This is a genomic window from Nitrososphaera sp. (genome assembly GCF_050748925.1).
Classification (GTDB): domain Archaea; phylum Thermoproteota; class Nitrososphaeria; order Nitrososphaerales; family Nitrososphaeraceae; genus Nitrososphaera.
This window is the reverse complement of record NZ_JBOGQF010000030.1, coordinates 1-14,834: the sequence shown is the minus strand read 5'-3', so window position 1 is coordinate 14,834 and position 14,834 is coordinate 1. Positions and strand designations below refer to the sequence as shown.

Annotated in this window: 21 protein-coding genes; 11 read left to right on the top strand and 10 right to left on the bottom strand. The window is 55.0% G+C overall.

All coding sequences use genetic code 11. From position 1 onward, the window contains the following. Positions 1-64 precede the first annotated feature (64 nt). The 4 genes from ACREAY_RS04100 to cobT are packed head-to-tail and all read left to right on the top strand — an operon-like array spanning position 65 to position 2,767. The gene (locus ACREAY_RS04100) at positions 65-376 is read left to right on the top strand and encodes a hypothetical protein (RefSeq protein ID WP_431754491.1); all 312 of its coding nucleotides are present in this window, start codon (positions 65-67) and stop codon (positions 374-376) included. A 31-nt stretch (positions 377-407) separates the two neighbouring features. Next, on the top strand, positions 408-1,082 hold the full coding sequence (locus ACREAY_RS04095) for an NAD(P)H-hydrate epimerase (protein WP_431754490.1): 675 nt from the start codon (positions 408-410) through the stop codon (positions 1,080-1,082). Further along, positions 1,079-1,696: a hydroxyacylglutathione hydrolase family protein gene (locus ACREAY_RS04090; RefSeq protein ID WP_431754489.1), complete on the top strand. Its 618-nt coding sequence runs from the start codon at positions 1,079-1,081 to the stop codon at positions 1,694-1,696. Before ACREAY_RS04095 ends, ACREAY_RS04090 begins: the two co-directional genes overlap by 4 nt. 3 nt (positions 1,697-1,699) lie before the next feature. Then, the gene (gene cobT, locus ACREAY_RS04085) at positions 1,700-2,767 is read left to right on the top strand and encodes a nicotinate mononucleotide-dependent phosphoribosyltransferase CobT (RefSeq protein WP_431754488.1); all 1,068 of its coding nucleotides are present in this window, start codon (positions 1,700-1,702) and stop codon (positions 2,765-2,767) included. On the opposite strand, the gene ACREAY_RS04080 is transcribed toward cobT, so the two are convergent. From ACREAY_RS04080 to ACREAY_RS04060, 5 genes are read right to left on the bottom strand one after another with little or no spacing between them, the layout of a single operon-like run. Then, positions 2,760-3,095, bottom strand: coding sequence for a hypothetical protein (locus ACREAY_RS04080; protein WP_431754487.1), 336 nt, complete (start codon positions 3,093-3,095; stop codon positions 2,760-2,762). The two genes, cobT and ACREAY_RS04080, sit on opposite strands and share 8 nt — an antisense overlap. A gap of 60 nt (positions 3,096-3,155) precedes the next feature. Beyond that, positions 3,156-3,758: a DNA-3-methyladenine glycosylase gene (locus tag ACREAY_RS04075; protein ID WP_431754486.1), complete on the bottom strand. Its 603-nt coding sequence runs from the start codon at positions 3,756-3,758 to the stop codon at positions 3,156-3,158. Continuing rightward, positions 3,755-4,339, bottom strand: a complete 585-nt coding sequence (locus ACREAY_RS04070; protein ID WP_431754485.1) for a uracil-DNA glycosylase — start codon at positions 4,337-4,339, stop codon at positions 3,755-3,757. Before ACREAY_RS04070 ends, ACREAY_RS04075 begins: the two co-directional genes overlap by 4 nt. A 23-nt stretch (positions 4,340-4,362) precedes the next feature. Next, positions 4,363-4,611: a hypothetical protein gene (locus tag ACREAY_RS04065; protein ID WP_431754484.1), complete on the bottom strand. Its 249-nt coding sequence runs from the start codon at positions 4,609-4,611 to the stop codon at positions 4,363-4,365. Continuing rightward, positions 4,608-5,480, bottom strand: coding sequence for a SirB1 family protein (locus ACREAY_RS04060; protein WP_431754483.1), 873 nt, complete (start codon positions 5,478-5,480; stop codon positions 4,608-4,610). Before ACREAY_RS04060 ends, ACREAY_RS04065 begins: the two co-directional genes overlap by 4 nt. 218 nt (positions 5,481-5,698) lie before the next feature. Here ACREAY_RS04060 and ACREAY_RS04055 point away from each other — a divergent pair, with 218 nt between their 5' ends. After that, on the top strand, positions 5,699-7,219 hold the full coding sequence (locus ACREAY_RS04055) for an ammonium transporter (protein WP_431754482.1): 1,521 nt from the start codon (positions 5,699-5,701) through the stop codon (positions 7,217-7,219). Positions 7,220-7,290: 71 nt separating this feature from the next. Here ACREAY_RS04055 and ACREAY_RS04050 read toward each other — a convergent pair whose 3' ends face one another. Then, positions 7,291-7,617 carry a hypothetical protein gene (locus ACREAY_RS04050; protein WP_431754481.1) on the bottom strand — a complete coding sequence of 109 codons (327 nt, stop codon included), beginning with the start codon at positions 7,615-7,617 and terminating at the stop codon, positions 7,291-7,293. 410 nt (positions 7,618-8,027) lie between these two features. Between ACREAY_RS04050 and ACREAY_RS04045 the strand changes: the two genes are divergently transcribed. The 4 genes from ACREAY_RS04045 to ACREAY_RS04030 all read left to right on the top strand — a co-directional run bounded on the left by ACREAY_RS04045 (position 8,028) and on the right by ACREAY_RS04030 (position 10,706). Continuing rightward, complete coding sequence (locus tag ACREAY_RS04045; protein ID WP_431754480.1) at positions 8,028-8,168, top strand: hypothetical protein; 141 nt, start codon at positions 8,028-8,030, stop codon at positions 8,166-8,168. A gap of 2 nt (positions 8,169-8,170) precedes the next feature. Next, a complete protein-coding gene (locus ACREAY_RS04040) occupies positions 8,171-8,740 on the top strand; it encodes a response regulator (protein ID WP_431754479.1) in 570 nt (189 codons plus the stop codon). A gap of 92 nt (positions 8,741-8,832) precedes the next feature. Next, positions 8,833-10,470 carry a sensor histidine kinase gene (locus ACREAY_RS04035; protein WP_431754478.1) on the top strand — a complete coding sequence of 546 codons (1,638 nt, stop codon included), beginning with the start codon at positions 8,833-8,835 and terminating at the stop codon, positions 10,468-10,470. Between the two features lie 50 nt (positions 10,471-10,520). Continuing rightward, positions 10,521-10,706, top strand: a complete 186-nt coding sequence (locus tag ACREAY_RS04030; RefSeq protein WP_431754477.1) for a hypothetical protein — start codon at positions 10,521-10,523, stop codon at positions 10,704-10,706. Between the two features lie 3 nt (positions 10,707-10,709). Here the strand turns inward: ACREAY_RS04030 and ACREAY_RS04025 are convergent, their stop codons facing one another. Further along, a complete protein-coding gene (locus ACREAY_RS04025; RefSeq protein WP_431754476.1) occupies positions 10,710-11,876 on the bottom strand; it encodes a cation:proton antiporter in 1,167 nt (388 codons plus the stop codon). Between the two features lie 129 nt (positions 11,877-12,005). Here ACREAY_RS04025 and ACREAY_RS04020 point away from each other — a divergent pair, with 129 nt between their 5' ends. After that, positions 12,006-12,182 (top strand): hypothetical protein, encoded by a 177-nt coding sequence (locus tag ACREAY_RS04020; RefSeq protein WP_431754475.1) that lies wholly within the window; start codon positions 12,006-12,008, stop codon positions 12,180-12,182. On the opposite strand, the gene ACREAY_RS04015 is transcribed toward ACREAY_RS04020, so the two are convergent. After that, positions 12,183-13,037: a DNA-3-methyladenine glycosylase family protein gene (locus tag ACREAY_RS04015; protein WP_431754474.1), complete on the bottom strand. Its 855-nt coding sequence runs from the start codon at positions 13,035-13,037 to the stop codon at positions 12,183-12,185. Between the two features lie 79 nt (positions 13,038-13,116). Between ACREAY_RS04015 and ACREAY_RS04010 the strand changes: the two genes are divergently transcribed. Next, positions 13,117-13,413: an AbrB/MazE/SpoVT family DNA-binding domain-containing protein gene (locus ACREAY_RS04010; RefSeq protein ID WP_431754473.1), complete on the top strand. Its 297-nt coding sequence runs from the start codon at positions 13,117-13,119 to the stop codon at positions 13,411-13,413. On the opposite strand, the gene ACREAY_RS04005 is transcribed toward ACREAY_RS04010, so the two are convergent. Continuing rightward, entirely contained in the window at positions 13,410-14,207 is a 798-nt protein-coding gene (locus ACREAY_RS04005) for an alpha/beta fold hydrolase (RefSeq protein WP_431754472.1), read from the bottom strand. The two genes, ACREAY_RS04010 and ACREAY_RS04005, sit on opposite strands and share 4 nt — an antisense overlap. A 98-nt stretch (positions 14,208-14,305) precedes the next feature. Beyond that, positions 14,306-14,834 (bottom strand): hypothetical protein (locus ACREAY_RS04000; RefSeq protein WP_431754471.1); only part of this gene is annotated, 529 nt, incomplete at its 5' end.

Here is a 14,834-nt window from a genome sequence, read left to right as displayed (position 1 = left end):
CCGACGCCCAATCGCTCTATGTCCCCATATTGAGGCTGGAAAAGGCGACGCTTGAATTTCCGGCGTGAAGCGGAAAAAGCCTGACAGAAAGGCAAGGCCGGCAAACGAGGTAACAGAGCAGGAGGTCAGCGAATTCCTGGAAGCCATCAACAGGTTTGAAGGCTACCCGAGGCTGCGCGACCTCGGCAGGATCCTTCCCTCGATGAGCGACTACAAGATAAACGTGATTTTGCGGTACCTCCAGAGGCTCGGCTCCATCATTGTCGACAACGACGGATACATCACGTGGACAAGGCAGGGCGGAGGCAAGGAAAGCCTCACCTTTGGCGACGTAGCGAACCTCAGCGACGACATGAAAAAGTTTTTGAATGGTTAGGTTTTATATCGGCGCGCCCGTTTGGCATCTCGTGAAAGTCGGCGCCATCACTTCGGACCAGATGTACAGGATAGAGGAAAACGGCCACTCAGGCATCGGGATGCGCAGGTTCTTGATGATGGAAAACGCCGGCCACGGCATAGCCGACCTTGTCGCAGGCAGGTTCAGGAAACTGGAAAACAAAAAGGTGGTCGCCGTCTGCGGCACCGGCAACAACGGGGGCGACGGCTTTGTGGCGTCGCGCCACCTTGCGGGCTATGGCGCCAAGGTTACCGCCATACTGCTCGGTAGCCCGTCGGACCTGAAGAGCGAAGAGGCGCGGCTCAACTGGGGCATCATTGAAAAGATGGATTCAGTGGAAATAATGTTTGGAAACGAGATTACGGAAGATGTCAAAAAGCGCATCATGTCGGCAGGCGTCATCCTTGACAGCATGTTTGGCACCGGGATCAAGCGCGAGATCCGCGACCCGCATGCGACGGCGATCGACCTGATAAACAAGTCAAAAGCCTTTGTCCTTGCAGTCGACGTGCCTTCAGGGATGGACCCCAACACTGGCAAGACGTACGACAAGTGCGTCAGGGCCGACGCCACCATAACCTTCCACCGCATGAAAAAGGGCCTTTCGGGTAGGAAAAAATTCACCGGTCCGGTACACGTCGAGCGGATAGGCATTCCGCCAGAGGCAGAGAGGGGAGTGCTTTGAAGGTCCTGCAGATACCCGTAGGGCAGATGGCTAACTATTGCTACATCATTGCCGATGAGGAAACCGACGAGGCGGCCGTCATCGACCCGTCGTGGGACCTTGACGAGGTGTTCTCGGCACTCAAGAAGAACGGCTGGACCGCAAAATACGTGATAAACACGCATTCGCATTTTGACCACGTGCTTGGCAACGAGCAGGTAGCCAAGGTGACAGGCGCAAAGATAATCCAGCATGCTTCGTCGCAGCTTGACAAGGATATTGCAATTTCCGAAGGCGACATGATAAAGGTCGGCAGCATCGAAATCAAGGTCGTCCACACGCCGGGCCACTCCAAGGACAGCGTCTGCCTGATAACGGACGGCATTGTCTTTACGGGCGACACGCTCTTTGTCGGCAACTGCGGCAGGGTAGACCTGCCGGGGAGCGACCCAAGAGAAATGTACCACAGCCTGTTTGAAAAGGTGGCTCACCTTGACGAAAAGCTCGTGATGTACCCTGGCCACAACTATGGTCCTTCGCCCACGTCCACGATAGGGCGCGAGAAGAAACTCAACCATGTGCTCCAGCCCCGCACCGAGCAGGAATTCCTAGAGTTCATGGGCGTTGGTGACTGAGCATTGGGCGACATCGCAGGGAGCAGGCAGGCAATAGCAAGATTCTCGGCATCCAGCCCCGTGTTTGTCTGCGTCATTTCGCACACGGCCACAAGCGAGATCCCCGGCCTTACGGTGGCCGGCGCCAACCCTGGGATGGTCAAGTTCACGTCGCCGGCAGACGCCGAGTTCCTCCACTACGGCCGGTGCAGGTGCATACCGGTCGTCCCCGCGACTCCTGATGGCAAGCCCACCCCGGCGCTCATCACAAGGGCGGCCCTGCAGGCTGCCAGCATCCCGCTGCTGGTAGTGGATTCAGGAGCCAAGGTCAAGCCCGCCGTTCCTGCGATATCGTTTGGCACCAGTCCGGGGGGCAACATTGCCAAGGAAGATGCGATGCCTGTCGAAGAGGTTGAAAGAGCCCTTGCATACGGCAGGACGCTTGGCGCGCAGCTGGCAAGGGCGTCTGACCTCGTTGTTGTGGGCGAGAGCATACCGGGCGGGACCACCACGGCACTTGCCGTGCTTGGGGCCCTCGGGGTGGATGGGAGGTTCAAGGTGAGCAGCAGCATGCCCGACAACCCCCACGAGCTAAAGAACCGCGTGGTTGCCTCTGCGTATGCCCGCGCAGGCAAGCCTGACAACCCCATCGAGGCGGTTGCGCGCTATGGCGACCCCATGATGCCTGCAGTGGCAGGCATCGCGGCAGGCGCAATAGATGAAGGAGGCAGGGTTATGCTCGCAGGCGGGACGCAGATGGCGGCGGTGCTGGCAATAATGAAAAAAATCGGCACGCCGCTTGGCAGGGCGTGCATAGGGACGACTTGCTACGTCGCCGGCGACAGGTCGGCAGACCTTGCGGGGCTGGTCAGGGCGGTGGCAAGGGTGCCGGTTCTTGCGTGCGACCTTCACCTTGGCGAGTCGGCCAAGCCGGGGCTGCAGGCGTTTGCCGGCGGCTTTGTCAAGGAAGGCGTCGGGGCCGGCGGAGCGTCGATTGCCGCCATGCTAAAGGCCAGAATAGACGGGGAAAAAATGAGAAAGGCGATCGAGCGAGAATACGAGGCTTCGATCGAGCGCAGGCCTGCTACTTGAGGGATATCTCTATCGTGTCCTTGGCGCCTGCAAACATTTGCGCCATCAGCTGCTCCTGCAGTTTGTAGAAATAGGATTTCAGCCCATACCCGTACGTGTCAACCTGCTTTTGTATCGAGGCCACGAGGTGCGGGGCCATCCTGTCAGACACTGCGATGTAGAACCTCGTCTTTATTTTTGCATCCTGTGATATGCGCAGCTCGTGGCTTATTGCGGGCGGGGCTGCCTGCCTTGCCTGCGCCTCTATCGCGCCGTAAATCCTGAACAACACTTCCGGCTTGGTCTCGGCCTTTTCATCATCCATCGTAATGTTGTATGTATTTGGCATTGCCACTGCCTTCCGGCGTCTGGTAAAAAACCAGTCAAGGAGCTTGTTTTTACCCGCAAGCTAGCTGTAGCTACGCGCCTTTCTTGAAAGGAACGGGCTTTGCGGGTCGACAAAGCGCCACGGCCTCTCGGCGGCCTTGGTTATCCCTATCCTTGCAGTTGCCGCCACATCCCTTTTTGGCCCCCGCAGTATGCACAGCCCAGACCCGGGGTCTGTCATGTCGACGCCATTGTGGGCGAGCGTTATCTGCATGGCCTGCGCCAGCCTGCCGGGGCCGGACGCAAGCAGGCGCAAGTCGCCGACCTGGCGGAACCTGCCCATCTCCTCAACCCCTTCCACTGGCTCGACGCCCCGTATCAGCACTGCGCCCGCCGCGGCGTCAGGCGAGCGAGCTGAGACGTTGAGGCAGTGGTGGTTTCCGTACGTGAAATAGACGTACGAGCGCCCTACCCTGCCAAACATCGCTTCGTTTCTGCGCGTCATGCCCCTGCATGCGTGGCTTGCAGGGTCGTCGGCATGGCCATATGCCTCCGTCTCGACGATGACGCCGGCCAGCCTCTGCCTTCTTCCATCGAGGCCTAGGGTGCGCACAAGGAGGCAGCCGATAAGGTCGCTTGCCACCTGCACGGTCGCCCGGCTGTAAAAAGATTCTTCCAAGATCACATAAAATCCTCCAGCGAAGCCTTGCCCTTGCCTTCCGGCTTTTTGACCTCCTTGGCAAGCTTTTTCAGGTCAGCCTCCAGGAGCCCGAGCATGCTCCTGTTGTAAATAGCGGCAGCTGGGTGGATAGTGAGAAAGTATTTCTGGCCCGCCTTTTCGATTATCTTGCCGCGGTTTGCGGTTATAGAGCCCCCGCCGAGTATCGACGAATATGCGGTCCGGCCAAGGATGCAGATTATCCGGGGGCGTACAAGCGCAAGCTGCCTTTCCAGGTACGGGTGGCACGCCGCCACTTCGTCGTCTTCAGGCACGCGGTTGTTTGGGGGCCTGCACTTTACCACGTTTGTGATAAAAACCTGCGACCTTTCGATGCCGGCCTTGGCGAGCATGTCGTCAAGTATCTTGCCGGCGGCCCCCACAAACGGCCTGCCCTTTTCGTCCTCGCTCCGCCCCGGCGCCTCGCCGATAAACAGTATCTTTGCAGCCAGCTGGCCCTCGCCGGGCACGGCGTTCTTTCTCGTACGAGCCAGCTTGCACAGGGGACAGCCCATCACCTCGGCTGCAATCTTTTCAAGCGAGTCCACGCCTAACTGCAGCGCGCAGAGACTTATTGCCTTTTCTTCCAGTACCAGTATGCAAGGACCGCAGCGCCGATGACGGCTGCAAAAAGAGAGTAGACGTAGGAATTGGTGACGATAAAGCAGTCACGCTCAAGGTCTGCAGCCCCGGCAGGCATGGTCGACCGGTCAAGCCTTGCCAATTGCGATAAGCAGGACGCGCCCTGCACATTCAAAAGCACTGCCGACGTCGCACCTGCCGCCAAAAGCACCATGCCTATGAGGAAATACTTGCTCATTGCTCGCTCTTGCCTGAGCGTATCTGCCGTATGATGTCTAACACCTCGTCGGCGTCTGCGGCTTCAGGGTCGACTTCCAGGTACATGTTGAGGACGTTGAGCGCGTCTTCCACCATGCCCTTTTTCAACAGCGCTATGCCCTTGTCGCGGATGGCGTCCGGGTTGTACTGGTCTATGGCAAGCACCATCTCGTTTGCCAGCTCGTATTTTTCCATGTCCTGCGCCTCGTAGTAGCTTCCCTTCAGGTTGTTGAGCATTCGCACCACCACCTGTGCGACCGTGGCCTTTTCCACAAAGACACGGGTGAGTGAAATGTTTTGCCGCGGGTACGACCGCTCCAGCAGCGCCTTGAGGGCATAGTCATCCATTATCCTGCCGCCGTTGAACGGGTCCACGATAATCTCGCCGTTGTCTCCTTCCATCACGTGCTTGACCAGGAAATGCGCGGGGAAATTGACAGGCTCCAGCGCAAAGCCGGCGCCCTGCGCGACCCGCATGTAGAGTATCGAAAGCGTGATTGGTATCCCGGCCTTGCGCTCCAGCACGACGTTGAGGTAGCTATTGAGCGGATTGTAATAGTCGTCGGTGTTTGGCCGGAACTTTAAATCGTTGAACAGGTAGTTGTTGAGGCCTTCAATGACCTGGGTCGGCCTGGGGGGCGTGCTTGCCGTCTTTTTCAGCGCCTGCACGACGTGCTGGCTCATCACGTCGATGCCTTCAAGCGTCTTTTTGACGTCAATGTCAGGATACGCAAGGATCCTTGCGAGATGGAGGGCATGATCCGCAAGCTTGGACGGGTCGTCTGAAGACGTTATATGCGTGACTACGCTTTGCTTCCAGTCCTGCACTTTATCGTCCAGCGCGGTCACCTGTTGAGGTGCCTCTTGCACATATTTATGTCAATCAGGCGAAGAAATGCAGGTATTTTAAATATAAGCTCCCGTATCATAAAATGCAGATTTTACGCTAAATATCGAACTATTTCAAGTGTGGATACTCACATGCATTTCATGATAATTCAAAATACCTGCGCACTCTCGGAAATTTAACTAAATGCTTTTATTCAAACCTCTTTGCTTTGTCTTTCATGATTGCAGACAGTAAAGTGAAGACTTTACTCAACTCAAAAATCGGTCTGGCAGGTCTGGCCGCGTTGCTTGTTGCGCTTTCAGGCGCCGGGATGACCGGCAGCGCATTTGCGTATGCCCCAGATGACCCGGCAGTGAAGTACCACTGCTTCCAGACAAACGAGGATGGCAGCTTTGTAATAGAAACGGACGAAGAGGGAAACCAGAACCTTGTCCCCTGTGAGATAAACGCAGGTGACAACGCATGGATGCTCACCTCGTCCGCGCTGTTGCTCATGATGACACCCGCAGGGCTCGCAATGTTCTACGGCGGCCTTGCAAGGCAAAAGAACGCAGTGAGCACCCTACACATGGTATTCATCACCACAGGCGTTATCGCAATACAATATGTATTGTTTGGCTACACTCTGGCCTTTGGACCTGATGCGGGCGGCTACGGCTTCATTGGAACTCTGGATTGGGTGGGCCTGGAAAACGTGCTCCACGATGTCCCTTCCAACGCCTATGGAGGCATAACAGGATACACGATCCCGCACCAGACATACATGATATTCCAGATGATGTTCGCCATCATCACGCCCGCGCTTATCGTAGCGTCGCTGGCAGAGAGGATGAAATTCAGCGCGTTCATCATCTTTATCGTCATCTGGGCAACATTCGTCTATGACTTTGCAGCGCACTGGACATGGCAGATCACCGCGGCTGACAACTATGGCATGACCCCAGGCTACTGTGGCTTTGGATGGGGCGGATGCGTTGGCGCACTTGACTTTGCAGGCGGAACGGTCATCCACATCACCTCGGGCTGGTCTGGGCTTGTCATCGCACTGATGCTTGGCCGCAGGCTGGGCTATGGCAAGGTTCCGATGGAGCCTCACAACGTCTCACTCGTTGTGCTTGGCGCCGCTTTGCTGTGGACAGGCTGGTTCGGCTTTAACGCAGGCTCAGCGGCAGCTGCTGCGACGAACGCAACAAGCGCGTTCGTTGCCACCCAGATTGCGACAGGCATGGCGGCAGTCACATGGGCGCTCATATCATGGGCGCACACCGGAAGGCCATCCACCGTAGGAGCAGCGTCTGGCGCAGTAGCAGGGCTTGTGGCCATCACGCCGGCTTCGGGATTCGTGTCCCCAATGTCTGCAATCGTGATAGGCATCGTAGCCTCGATAGTCTGCTACGCGGCAGTCGCCTTCAAGAACAAGCGCAAGTGGGACGATGCCCTGGACACATGGGGAGTACACGGAATCGGCGGCCTTGCAGGCGCGCTCTTGACAGGCATCCTTGCAGAAAAGAGGTTCACCCCGTGGGGGGACAACGGCCTTGCGTTTGGCAACCCGGCGCAGCTCTACGAGAATGCAGTTGGCGCGTTCGCGGCGCTTGCGTGGGCAATGGGCATCACGGCGGCCATTATCAAGATAATGGACGCAGTGTGGCCAGGCGGCATACGCGTGACTCCAAAGGAAGAGGAAGTAGGCCTCGACCTTTCGCAGCACGGCGAGCGCGCGTATGTGACAGAGTAGGCGCAAGCCTCTCCCCTTTTTCCTTTTTATCTTTTCAGCCCATTACCAGACTGAACTAATGCCTGAAATTCCTACGGGTATCCGTGTTTTTCCATCCCGGGGGCAATAGCCATCCCATATTTTCTGCGCTCATGCATGGTCAGGAAAGTGCCTGTCACAAGCGCGGCTATCAAAAGCGGGATCACTCCATACGCGGCGTTTTGCGGGCCCGCGGATGCAGGATTGGACAGGACGATTTTGCTTTCAGAGTTCGCAGGGTGGACATTGTTTACTGCTATGCCGCCGCGTGTTACGACGGTCGCATCTCCGTATGCAGGCGTGGATAGCTCGTTTATCACCACGCCGCCCCGAGTTACGAGAGTTTTTTCTTCAGACTGGACAGAAACGACCCTTTCCAACCTGGACTGCCCGGCGTCGCTTTGCCCCATGCCAGTCTGAAACAGCGCTGGATATGCGGCAAGAGGAATTAGCACGACAAAGGCAGCTATAGAAATGCACAGGACGCATGTCACGTCGCATTTGCAGGAAGTGGCCTCTCTATTGTTGCTAGCTTTGGATTTAATCCAATTGGCTGACATGAGAGTGTTCTTTATTGCAGAAATAATAAGGCCTGCTCAGCACTTGATGAGCATCATTGGCTATGCGTCGATGAATCAGCGGGATTCCATCATTACAATCTTGTGTATTCCAAGTAGAAAATCTAACAAGGGTAACAGATTTCTTAAATAATTCGTCCTTGATACTAGCTCATGTATTCGAAAATTTCACCTCTGGTGGCGCCATTCGCGCTCTAGGAGGCGGATTAGGCTTGAAGAATGACTCTTTTTCGGTTGATGTCATAAAGAGGATGCTGACGGTCCTTTCATTTGGAGGCAGCACGAAAAAGACGTCTCTGGCAGGCAAGACTGGCCTTAATTATGCTACAATGATGAGGTATCTGGATTCCTAAAGATGCTGCAGTGGGTCAGCTATTCACGAGATTCTGGCACCGTTTCTCTGACTTGGCTCGGCAGTCAATTCAGGCAGATTCTTGTTGACGGCGACCATGACCTTCAAGGCACCCAAAAAGAAGAGATTGACGTATTTTTCCGGCAGATGTTGCAGAATACGCCGTCAGAGGCCAGACCGGTTGCAAAGGAGAGCATGCATAAATCCCCCAATATTCTGCTCATTGACGACGAGCGGGACGCTCTTTTGACGTACAGGCTGTTTCTGATCGATCACGGGTTCAACGTCAGTGCATTCTCGGATCCCGTATCTGCAATGGAGCACTTTGGCAGGGTCCCGACGCACTATGGACTGGTGCTTACAGACATCAGAATGAAGCCGGTCAACGGCCTTCAGGTTTATCAGAAAGTCAAGCTGGCAAACCCGGATGCCAAGGTCATCTTCATCTCGGCCCTAGACGCGGCCGATGAACTCGTTACGGTGCTGCCAGGCGTCAGGGCAAAGGACGTGATCAGAAAGCCTGTCGAGCTCGAAGCATTCATGGGTATAGTCAAAAGCGCCATTGCGGGATGAATAATGCTAACTACAGAACCAATAGCTTTGTCCTGGGGCGCCAAGAGTCTTTTATCATCCAGTGCAGTATTTCCTCTGGTGAGTGAAATCCCATGGTCTCGCTGAGTGTCAGAAACGACAGGGCCTTGACCGAAATGCTGTACGGGGCCGAAAAAGCAGTAGGAAGAGGAATCGAATTCATGTCAAATGCGAAAAAGCGAATGGACATTTACTTTGACACCAGAGGCGCGTCCATAGTAGTTGAAATCGACGCTTACAGGAAAGGCTATGAAGGCATCAGGAAAAGGGGCGGCAGGATAAGGGCCATAACTGACATCACAAAAGAGAATATCAGATATTGCAAAAGACTGGCAGGAATGGTTGACGAGCTGCGCCACCTGAGCGACATCAAAGGAGGCATAGCGGTGACTGAAGGGGAGTACATGGCCACGACGGTCCTTGCAAAAGCCAAGCCCCTGACAGAGGTCATATACAGCAATGTCCCGGAGATGGTGAGGCAGGGGCAGTACATCTTTGACGCGTTCTGGGAAAAGGCCATCCCCGCCAGCGAAAGAATCAGGGAAATTGAGGAGGGAATAAAACCCGAGTTCATCGAGACCATAAAAGACCCGGTCAGGATACAGGCGCTTGCATACGACATCCTGAAAGGAGCCAGAAAGGAGGTCCTGATAATGTTCTCCACCGCCAATGCGTTTCAGCGCCAAGAGCGGGCCGGCGCCCTGAAGTTGTTGACAAAGGAAATAGAAAAGGTGGGCATAACTGCGAAAATCCTGACCCCGTTTAGCGATGAAGTGAGGTCTTTTGTGGAGAGGCTTGCCCGCCAGCCGCAATGCGCCGGCAGGATTGTGGTACAGCATGTGCATCCTGCATCCCAGACCACGACTTCGCTCCTGGTCGTGGATAGCACTTATTCGCTGGCGGTAGAAGTAAAAGACGACACAAAAGAAACCTCAATCGAGGCAATGGGACTCGCTACTTTTTCAAACAGCAAGGCCACAGTCCAGACCTATGTTTCAATATTCAATACATTGTGGAAGCAGGCGCAGCTGTACGAGCAGCTGGAGGTGCATGATAGGATGCAAAAAGAGTTCATCGACATTGCCGCTCACGAGCTCCGGTCCCCAATGCAGCCGATAATTGGGATGTCGGAGATACTACTCCACAGGATAACGGATGAGCAGAACCGCGAGCTTGTCAACATCATAATAAGGAATGCGGAAAGGCTGCGCCAGTTGTCAGAAAACATCCTTGACGTGACAAGGATCGAAAGCAGGTCTTTGCAGATGCACAAAGAATCGTTCGATGTGAACCAAGTTATAGGGAAGGCAGTCGAAGACGCCAGGAGCCTCATCGTCCACAGGGACAGGCTGCGAATATCCTTTGCGCCAAAAGGATGCGTCAGCGTGAACGCGGACAGGGCGAGGATAGCGCAGGTCATATACAACCTGCTGGATAACGCGATAAAATTTACAAAAGAAGGCACCATACTGCCAAGTGCCGAGGTCATTGACGGCTTTGCAATAGTCAGCATCAGGGACAGCGGCAGGGGAATTGATCCAGAGATATTCCCGACGTTATTCTCAAAGTTTGCCAGCAAATCAGAGAAGGGCACTGGCCTCGGGCTTTTCATAGCTAAAAGCGTGGTGCAGTCGCACGGCGGCAAGATATGGGCGCGCAACAACGAAAACGGCAAGGGTGCAACCTTTGCATTCAGCCTGCCAGTGGCCTGACAGCGCAGACTGACAAATCTTATATCTTACGACCCACTTCGCATGAGGTGATGAGTTCTAGGGGGAACTTTACAAAAGGCCAGACGTGGGGGGCGCTGAAGAAGGCATGGAAGGGCTACAGGATAGCCAAGGTCCAGAACGACCGCACAAAGATGGAGGAGTACGCCAAAAAGATCAGGACGCTGCAGGGCGAGCTGGGAGTAAAGCAGGCGAACTTTCCTGAACTGGGGCTTTAACAATTATTCGTAGACGGCTACCAGGCGCGTTCCAAACTTGACCAGTAAAGGCCCTATGAACGTGGTTATTACGACTACAGTCCCAACTATCGGGAAGAGGAACGCGCTTATCACGCCGAGGTCCTGACCCGTCTTTAGCACGATAAGCGAGAACTCGCCCAGCTGCGCCATGCTCAGGCCTATCCCTATCGCAAACTGCTTGTCAAAGCCAAATACCCTCACGCCGCCATAGACTGCGGCAAACTTGCCAAGTATTGTCACCACCGTTATTATAGCCACAGGTATCCAGAACTGCGATATCGCAGACAGGTCCATGAGCGCCCCTATTGTGACAAAAAATATCGCGGTAAAGATCTCGCGCGTCGGCGAGATGAGCGTAGACACCTGGTCGGAGAACTTTGTCCCCGCGATTATGACGCCGGCAAGAAACGCCCCTGTCGCGGCAGAAAAGCCAAGCTCGTGAGAGAGGAACGAAAGGCCAAACGCGGTGCCAAGGGCGAACATGACCGTTATCTCGTACCGTTCCAGTTTCGAGATGAGCGAAAAGAGCTTGGGCATCAGAAGGACGCCGGCCGCTATGGTGCCGCCAATAAAGAGCCCTATCTGGCCAATGGTGGTCAGTATCTGCATTATGTCAAAAGAGCCGCTCACCACTCCAGAGTGCATGGCGCTTATCATGACGACTGCCACGAGGTCTTCGATTACAAGGACGCCTATCATGAGGATGGACGACGTCGCATCCATCTTGCCCATATCTTCAAGCACCTTGACAATGATGGCAGTAGAGCTTATCGACAGCGCGGCCGCAAGGAACATGGCGTCATAGAACGACCAGCCAAGGCCCGCGCCCACGGCAAAGCCAATGCCAAGCATCACAAGGACTTCGATAACCGCGATGCCGGCGCCCAGCTTGCCAATCGCACGCAGCTGCTTTAGCGGGAACGCAAGGCCGACGCCAAAGAGCAGGAGAACAATCGCAATGTCGGTAAAGCTGTGGAGCATTTCCGTGCTTTTTATCAGTGGAAAAGGCCCGAAAGGCCCTATCAGTATGCCTGCGACAAGAAAGCCGAGGATCATCGGCTGTTTAAAGATGTAGGCTAGCGCGCCCACCCCGGCGCACACTATGAGCAGGTACCCAAGGTCGCCTACCAGCTCTATCCCTACGCTCAATCCTACAGGTGAATCCCAGGATTTGCTTTATGGAGCCGAGTCAACAATACTTTTCAAACAGCAACCATTTTGTTGGCAAGACCAATCGTGCATTAAGATTAAATATTGAACGCCCTTTAGCGGCTATCCTTGGAGCGCCGAGAGAAGGAAGCCGAGATAATAAGTGAAATCCTGCTTAAAGCCGCAAGCGAGCCAGATTTCCGCAATACGCTGATACGCGACCCCGGCGCCGTCTTGGAACAGTACGGCGTCTCTCCGGAAGCAAGGCTCATCATCCGCAGAAGCATCCACGACCTGACGCAATAGCTACCACTTTTTGCCCTGCCGCATGTGATAGTAAAGGTACTGCTGGGCATAGCCGGCATGGCGTCCGAAGTGCTTCCTCGCGCTTTCAGACAACGCCTCGTACTGCCGGGCTGTCAGTTTTTCCCCAAACTTGCCCAGCCAGTCATAGTGGGTGGCAAGGGCCCGGGCTATCCAAACGTCGATTGGGAACGCCTCCAGCTTGTCAAGTGAAAAGAGGAGCACGCAGTCGGCTATCTTGGGCCCTACGCCGTATATCTTTAGCAGCTCTTGCTTGGCGTCTGCATAGCCGGCTTTTTTGAGTAGTACAAGATCGAGCGTGCCTGCTTTGATGCCCTGCGCGACGGCCCTTATCGCCTTTGCCCGGTAGCCCAGGCCGCAGGCGCGCAGCTCGCTTTCAGATACCTTGCTCATCGCCTTTGAAGAAGGAAAAGTGTGGAACTCCATGCCGTCAGTAAATACCTTTTGCCCGTACTTTTTCGCAAGGGTGTAGAGCATCCTCCTTATCATCGGGATGTTTGTGTTGCTTGCGCAGACGAACGAAAAGAGGCATTGCTCCGGGTCCTGCCTCATCAGGCGCAGGCCGCCGTACGTTTTCAAAAGGCCCGCAATGAGAGGGTCGCGTGACATTTCAGCAGATATAGAGTCAATGTCGTCGTCGAGCCGGAACAGGTCGCGCTCGACGCCTTTTCGCTCGGGAAAAGAAGAGAATTCAAACTCGTCATCGGACTTTGAGAATTTCACGATGCAATCGCCGTGGACGCCATACCAGTTCTTGTTTACCTGCTGCCACAGGAACGCCTGGCCGCTGTTGATGCTCGTCTCTGGGTTGAAATTGTGGACAAGCGACGGCCGCACGTGCTGCTAGCGGGCAAAAGAGTTATTGAACTTTCGCCCGCCGCTAACTTAAATAAATGACGGGGTATCACTGCTTATAATGAGCGACAATCCGGCAGACCCAGTCGAAGCGTTCAAGAAGGTCATGGAAAAGGGCGGCGAGGCCCAGAAGGACCTTGCCAGGCAGTTCTCGTCTTTCCAGACGGACGCGATGCAGAACTACTTTACCATGCTCAAGGGCATGAGCTTTTACAACGCCATGTTCAAGACGACTGTGCAGAGCGGTGGCAGGATATCAATCCCGGAGGCAGAGAGGCAGGCACTGGACATCGAAGACGGCGATCTGGTGCAGGTTATCGTCATCCCGATAGAGCGTAAAAAACGTAAAGAAGGCTAGAGCATCACTTCTTTGCCGGCCAGGAATTTTAGCACTATTCTGTTAAAGGTCATTGGCTTTTCGACGTAGGGCGTGTGCCCGCAGTCCTTTATCACCACAAGCTCGCTGCCGGGAATTTCTCGGAACTCCTTTGCGTACTGGACGGGTATCATCTTGTCGTTGTCGCCCCACATCGCAAGCGTGGGGGCCACGATGCCAGACAGCCTGCCCCGGAGGGCCGGCGCGTACCTGATGCCAAGGAGCGTCGACATGAACGCGTATTTTGCGTTTGGGAGCCTCATGCGGTTCACAAAGTCTGCCACCGTCTCTTCGGTGACGGACGCAGAGTCGTGCGCCATCGCCCGGAAGGCGTTGAACGCATTTTCATAAGTCGGGTAGAGCGCGGCCATTATGTAGCCGTCAAGCACGGGCGTCGATGTCCTCATCATGCCGGCTGAAGACACGAGCACAAGCTTTTCCAGGCTGCGCGCGTTCCTTATCGCATATTCTGCGGCAATATGGCCGCCAAACGAGGAGGCAATGACGCTTGGCCGGGAGACCCGCAGGCTCTCAAAAAAGCCGGCGAGAAAGTCCTGGAAAAAATTCATTGTATATTCGACGGTCGGCTTGTCGCTGTAGCCAAACCCGATGATGTCCGGCACAAGGACGCGGAAGTATCTTGAAAGCGTCGGGGCGACGCGGAGCCACCTCTCTGACGAGGCGCCTATGCCGTGGAGGAGCACCAAGTCCTTGGCGCCTTCATTTGGCCGGCCGTAGTCAAGATATCGTATCGAATGGCCCATAACCTTGGTCATCCGCTGCGGCTGAGGATCCTGCAACAGGTTATTTCGTTACTACTATTGTGAGTGAGTTAATATAGTTAGAGGTCAAAATCTTGCTCTTGAGTGGCAGGCTAGGCCGTCGTTGCCATGCCGTACGAGAACATCTTTTCCAGAGGCGACATCACAAAGGCCTTTTCATAGAGGTGTGTCAAGCGCCTCTCTTCCTCCTTTCTGCGCCTCCGCTCAAGGAGCAGGCCGGCGATGTTCCGCGTCCTGTCAAGGTGGTTAAAGACCGTCATGTAGGTCATGCGGTCGAGGAGCTTGCGGATGGCAGAGCATATCCTCTTCATGAGTGAGTCGCGGATTTCAGAGATACCCTGCAGCTGTTCCACGCTTGTCTTTGAGTCGCTCCTTATGTTGACGATAAGGTGCTTTTTCTTTTGGCCTTCTGCCACGTGGCGGATGTGGCGTTGGTTGTCGGCAAGCGCGAAATAGATGGCCAGCATCTCCATCCTCTGCACGCCGTACCTGTCGTTTTTGAGAGAAGGGCGGAGCGCGCGTATCCTGCTAAGGTTGGCCGAGTGGTTGTACCATGCTATATAACCGGAAGGCGAGCCGTCTGCATCTATCGTGATGCTTGAGAGACGCAATCCGTAAGTT

Coding starts and splice junctions, on each gene's coding strand:
- ACREAY_RS04055 (WP_431754482.1), top strand. CDS start 5,699: ATGATTGCAGACAGTAAAGTGAAGACTTTACTCAACTCAAAAATCGGT.
- ACREAY_RS04065 (WP_431754484.1), bottom strand. CDS start 4,611: ATGAGCAAGTATTTCCTCATAGGCATGGTGCTTTTGGCGGCAGGTGCG.
- ACREAY_RS04030 (WP_431754477.1), top strand. CDS start 10,521: ATGAGTTCTAGGGGGAACTTTACAAAAGGCCAGACGTGGGGGGCGCTG.
- ACREAY_RS04080 (WP_431754487.1), bottom strand. CDS start 3,095: ATGCCAAATACATACAACATTACGATGGATGATGAAAAGGCCGAGACC.
- ACREAY_RS04005 (WP_431754472.1), bottom strand. CDS start 14,207: ATGACCAAGGTTATGGGCCATTCGATACGATATCTTGACTACGGCCGG.
- ACREAY_RS04040 (WP_431754479.1), top strand. CDS start 8,171: ATGCTGCAGTGGGTCAGCTATTCACGAGATTCTGGCACCGTTTCTCTG.
- ACREAY_RS04035 (WP_431754478.1), top strand. CDS start 8,833: ATGGTCTCGCTGAGTGTCAGAAACGACAGGGCCTTGACCGAAATGCTG.
- ACREAY_RS04010 (WP_431754473.1), top strand. CDS start 13,117: ATGAGCGACAATCCGGCAGACCCAGTCGAAGCGTTCAAGAAGGTCATG.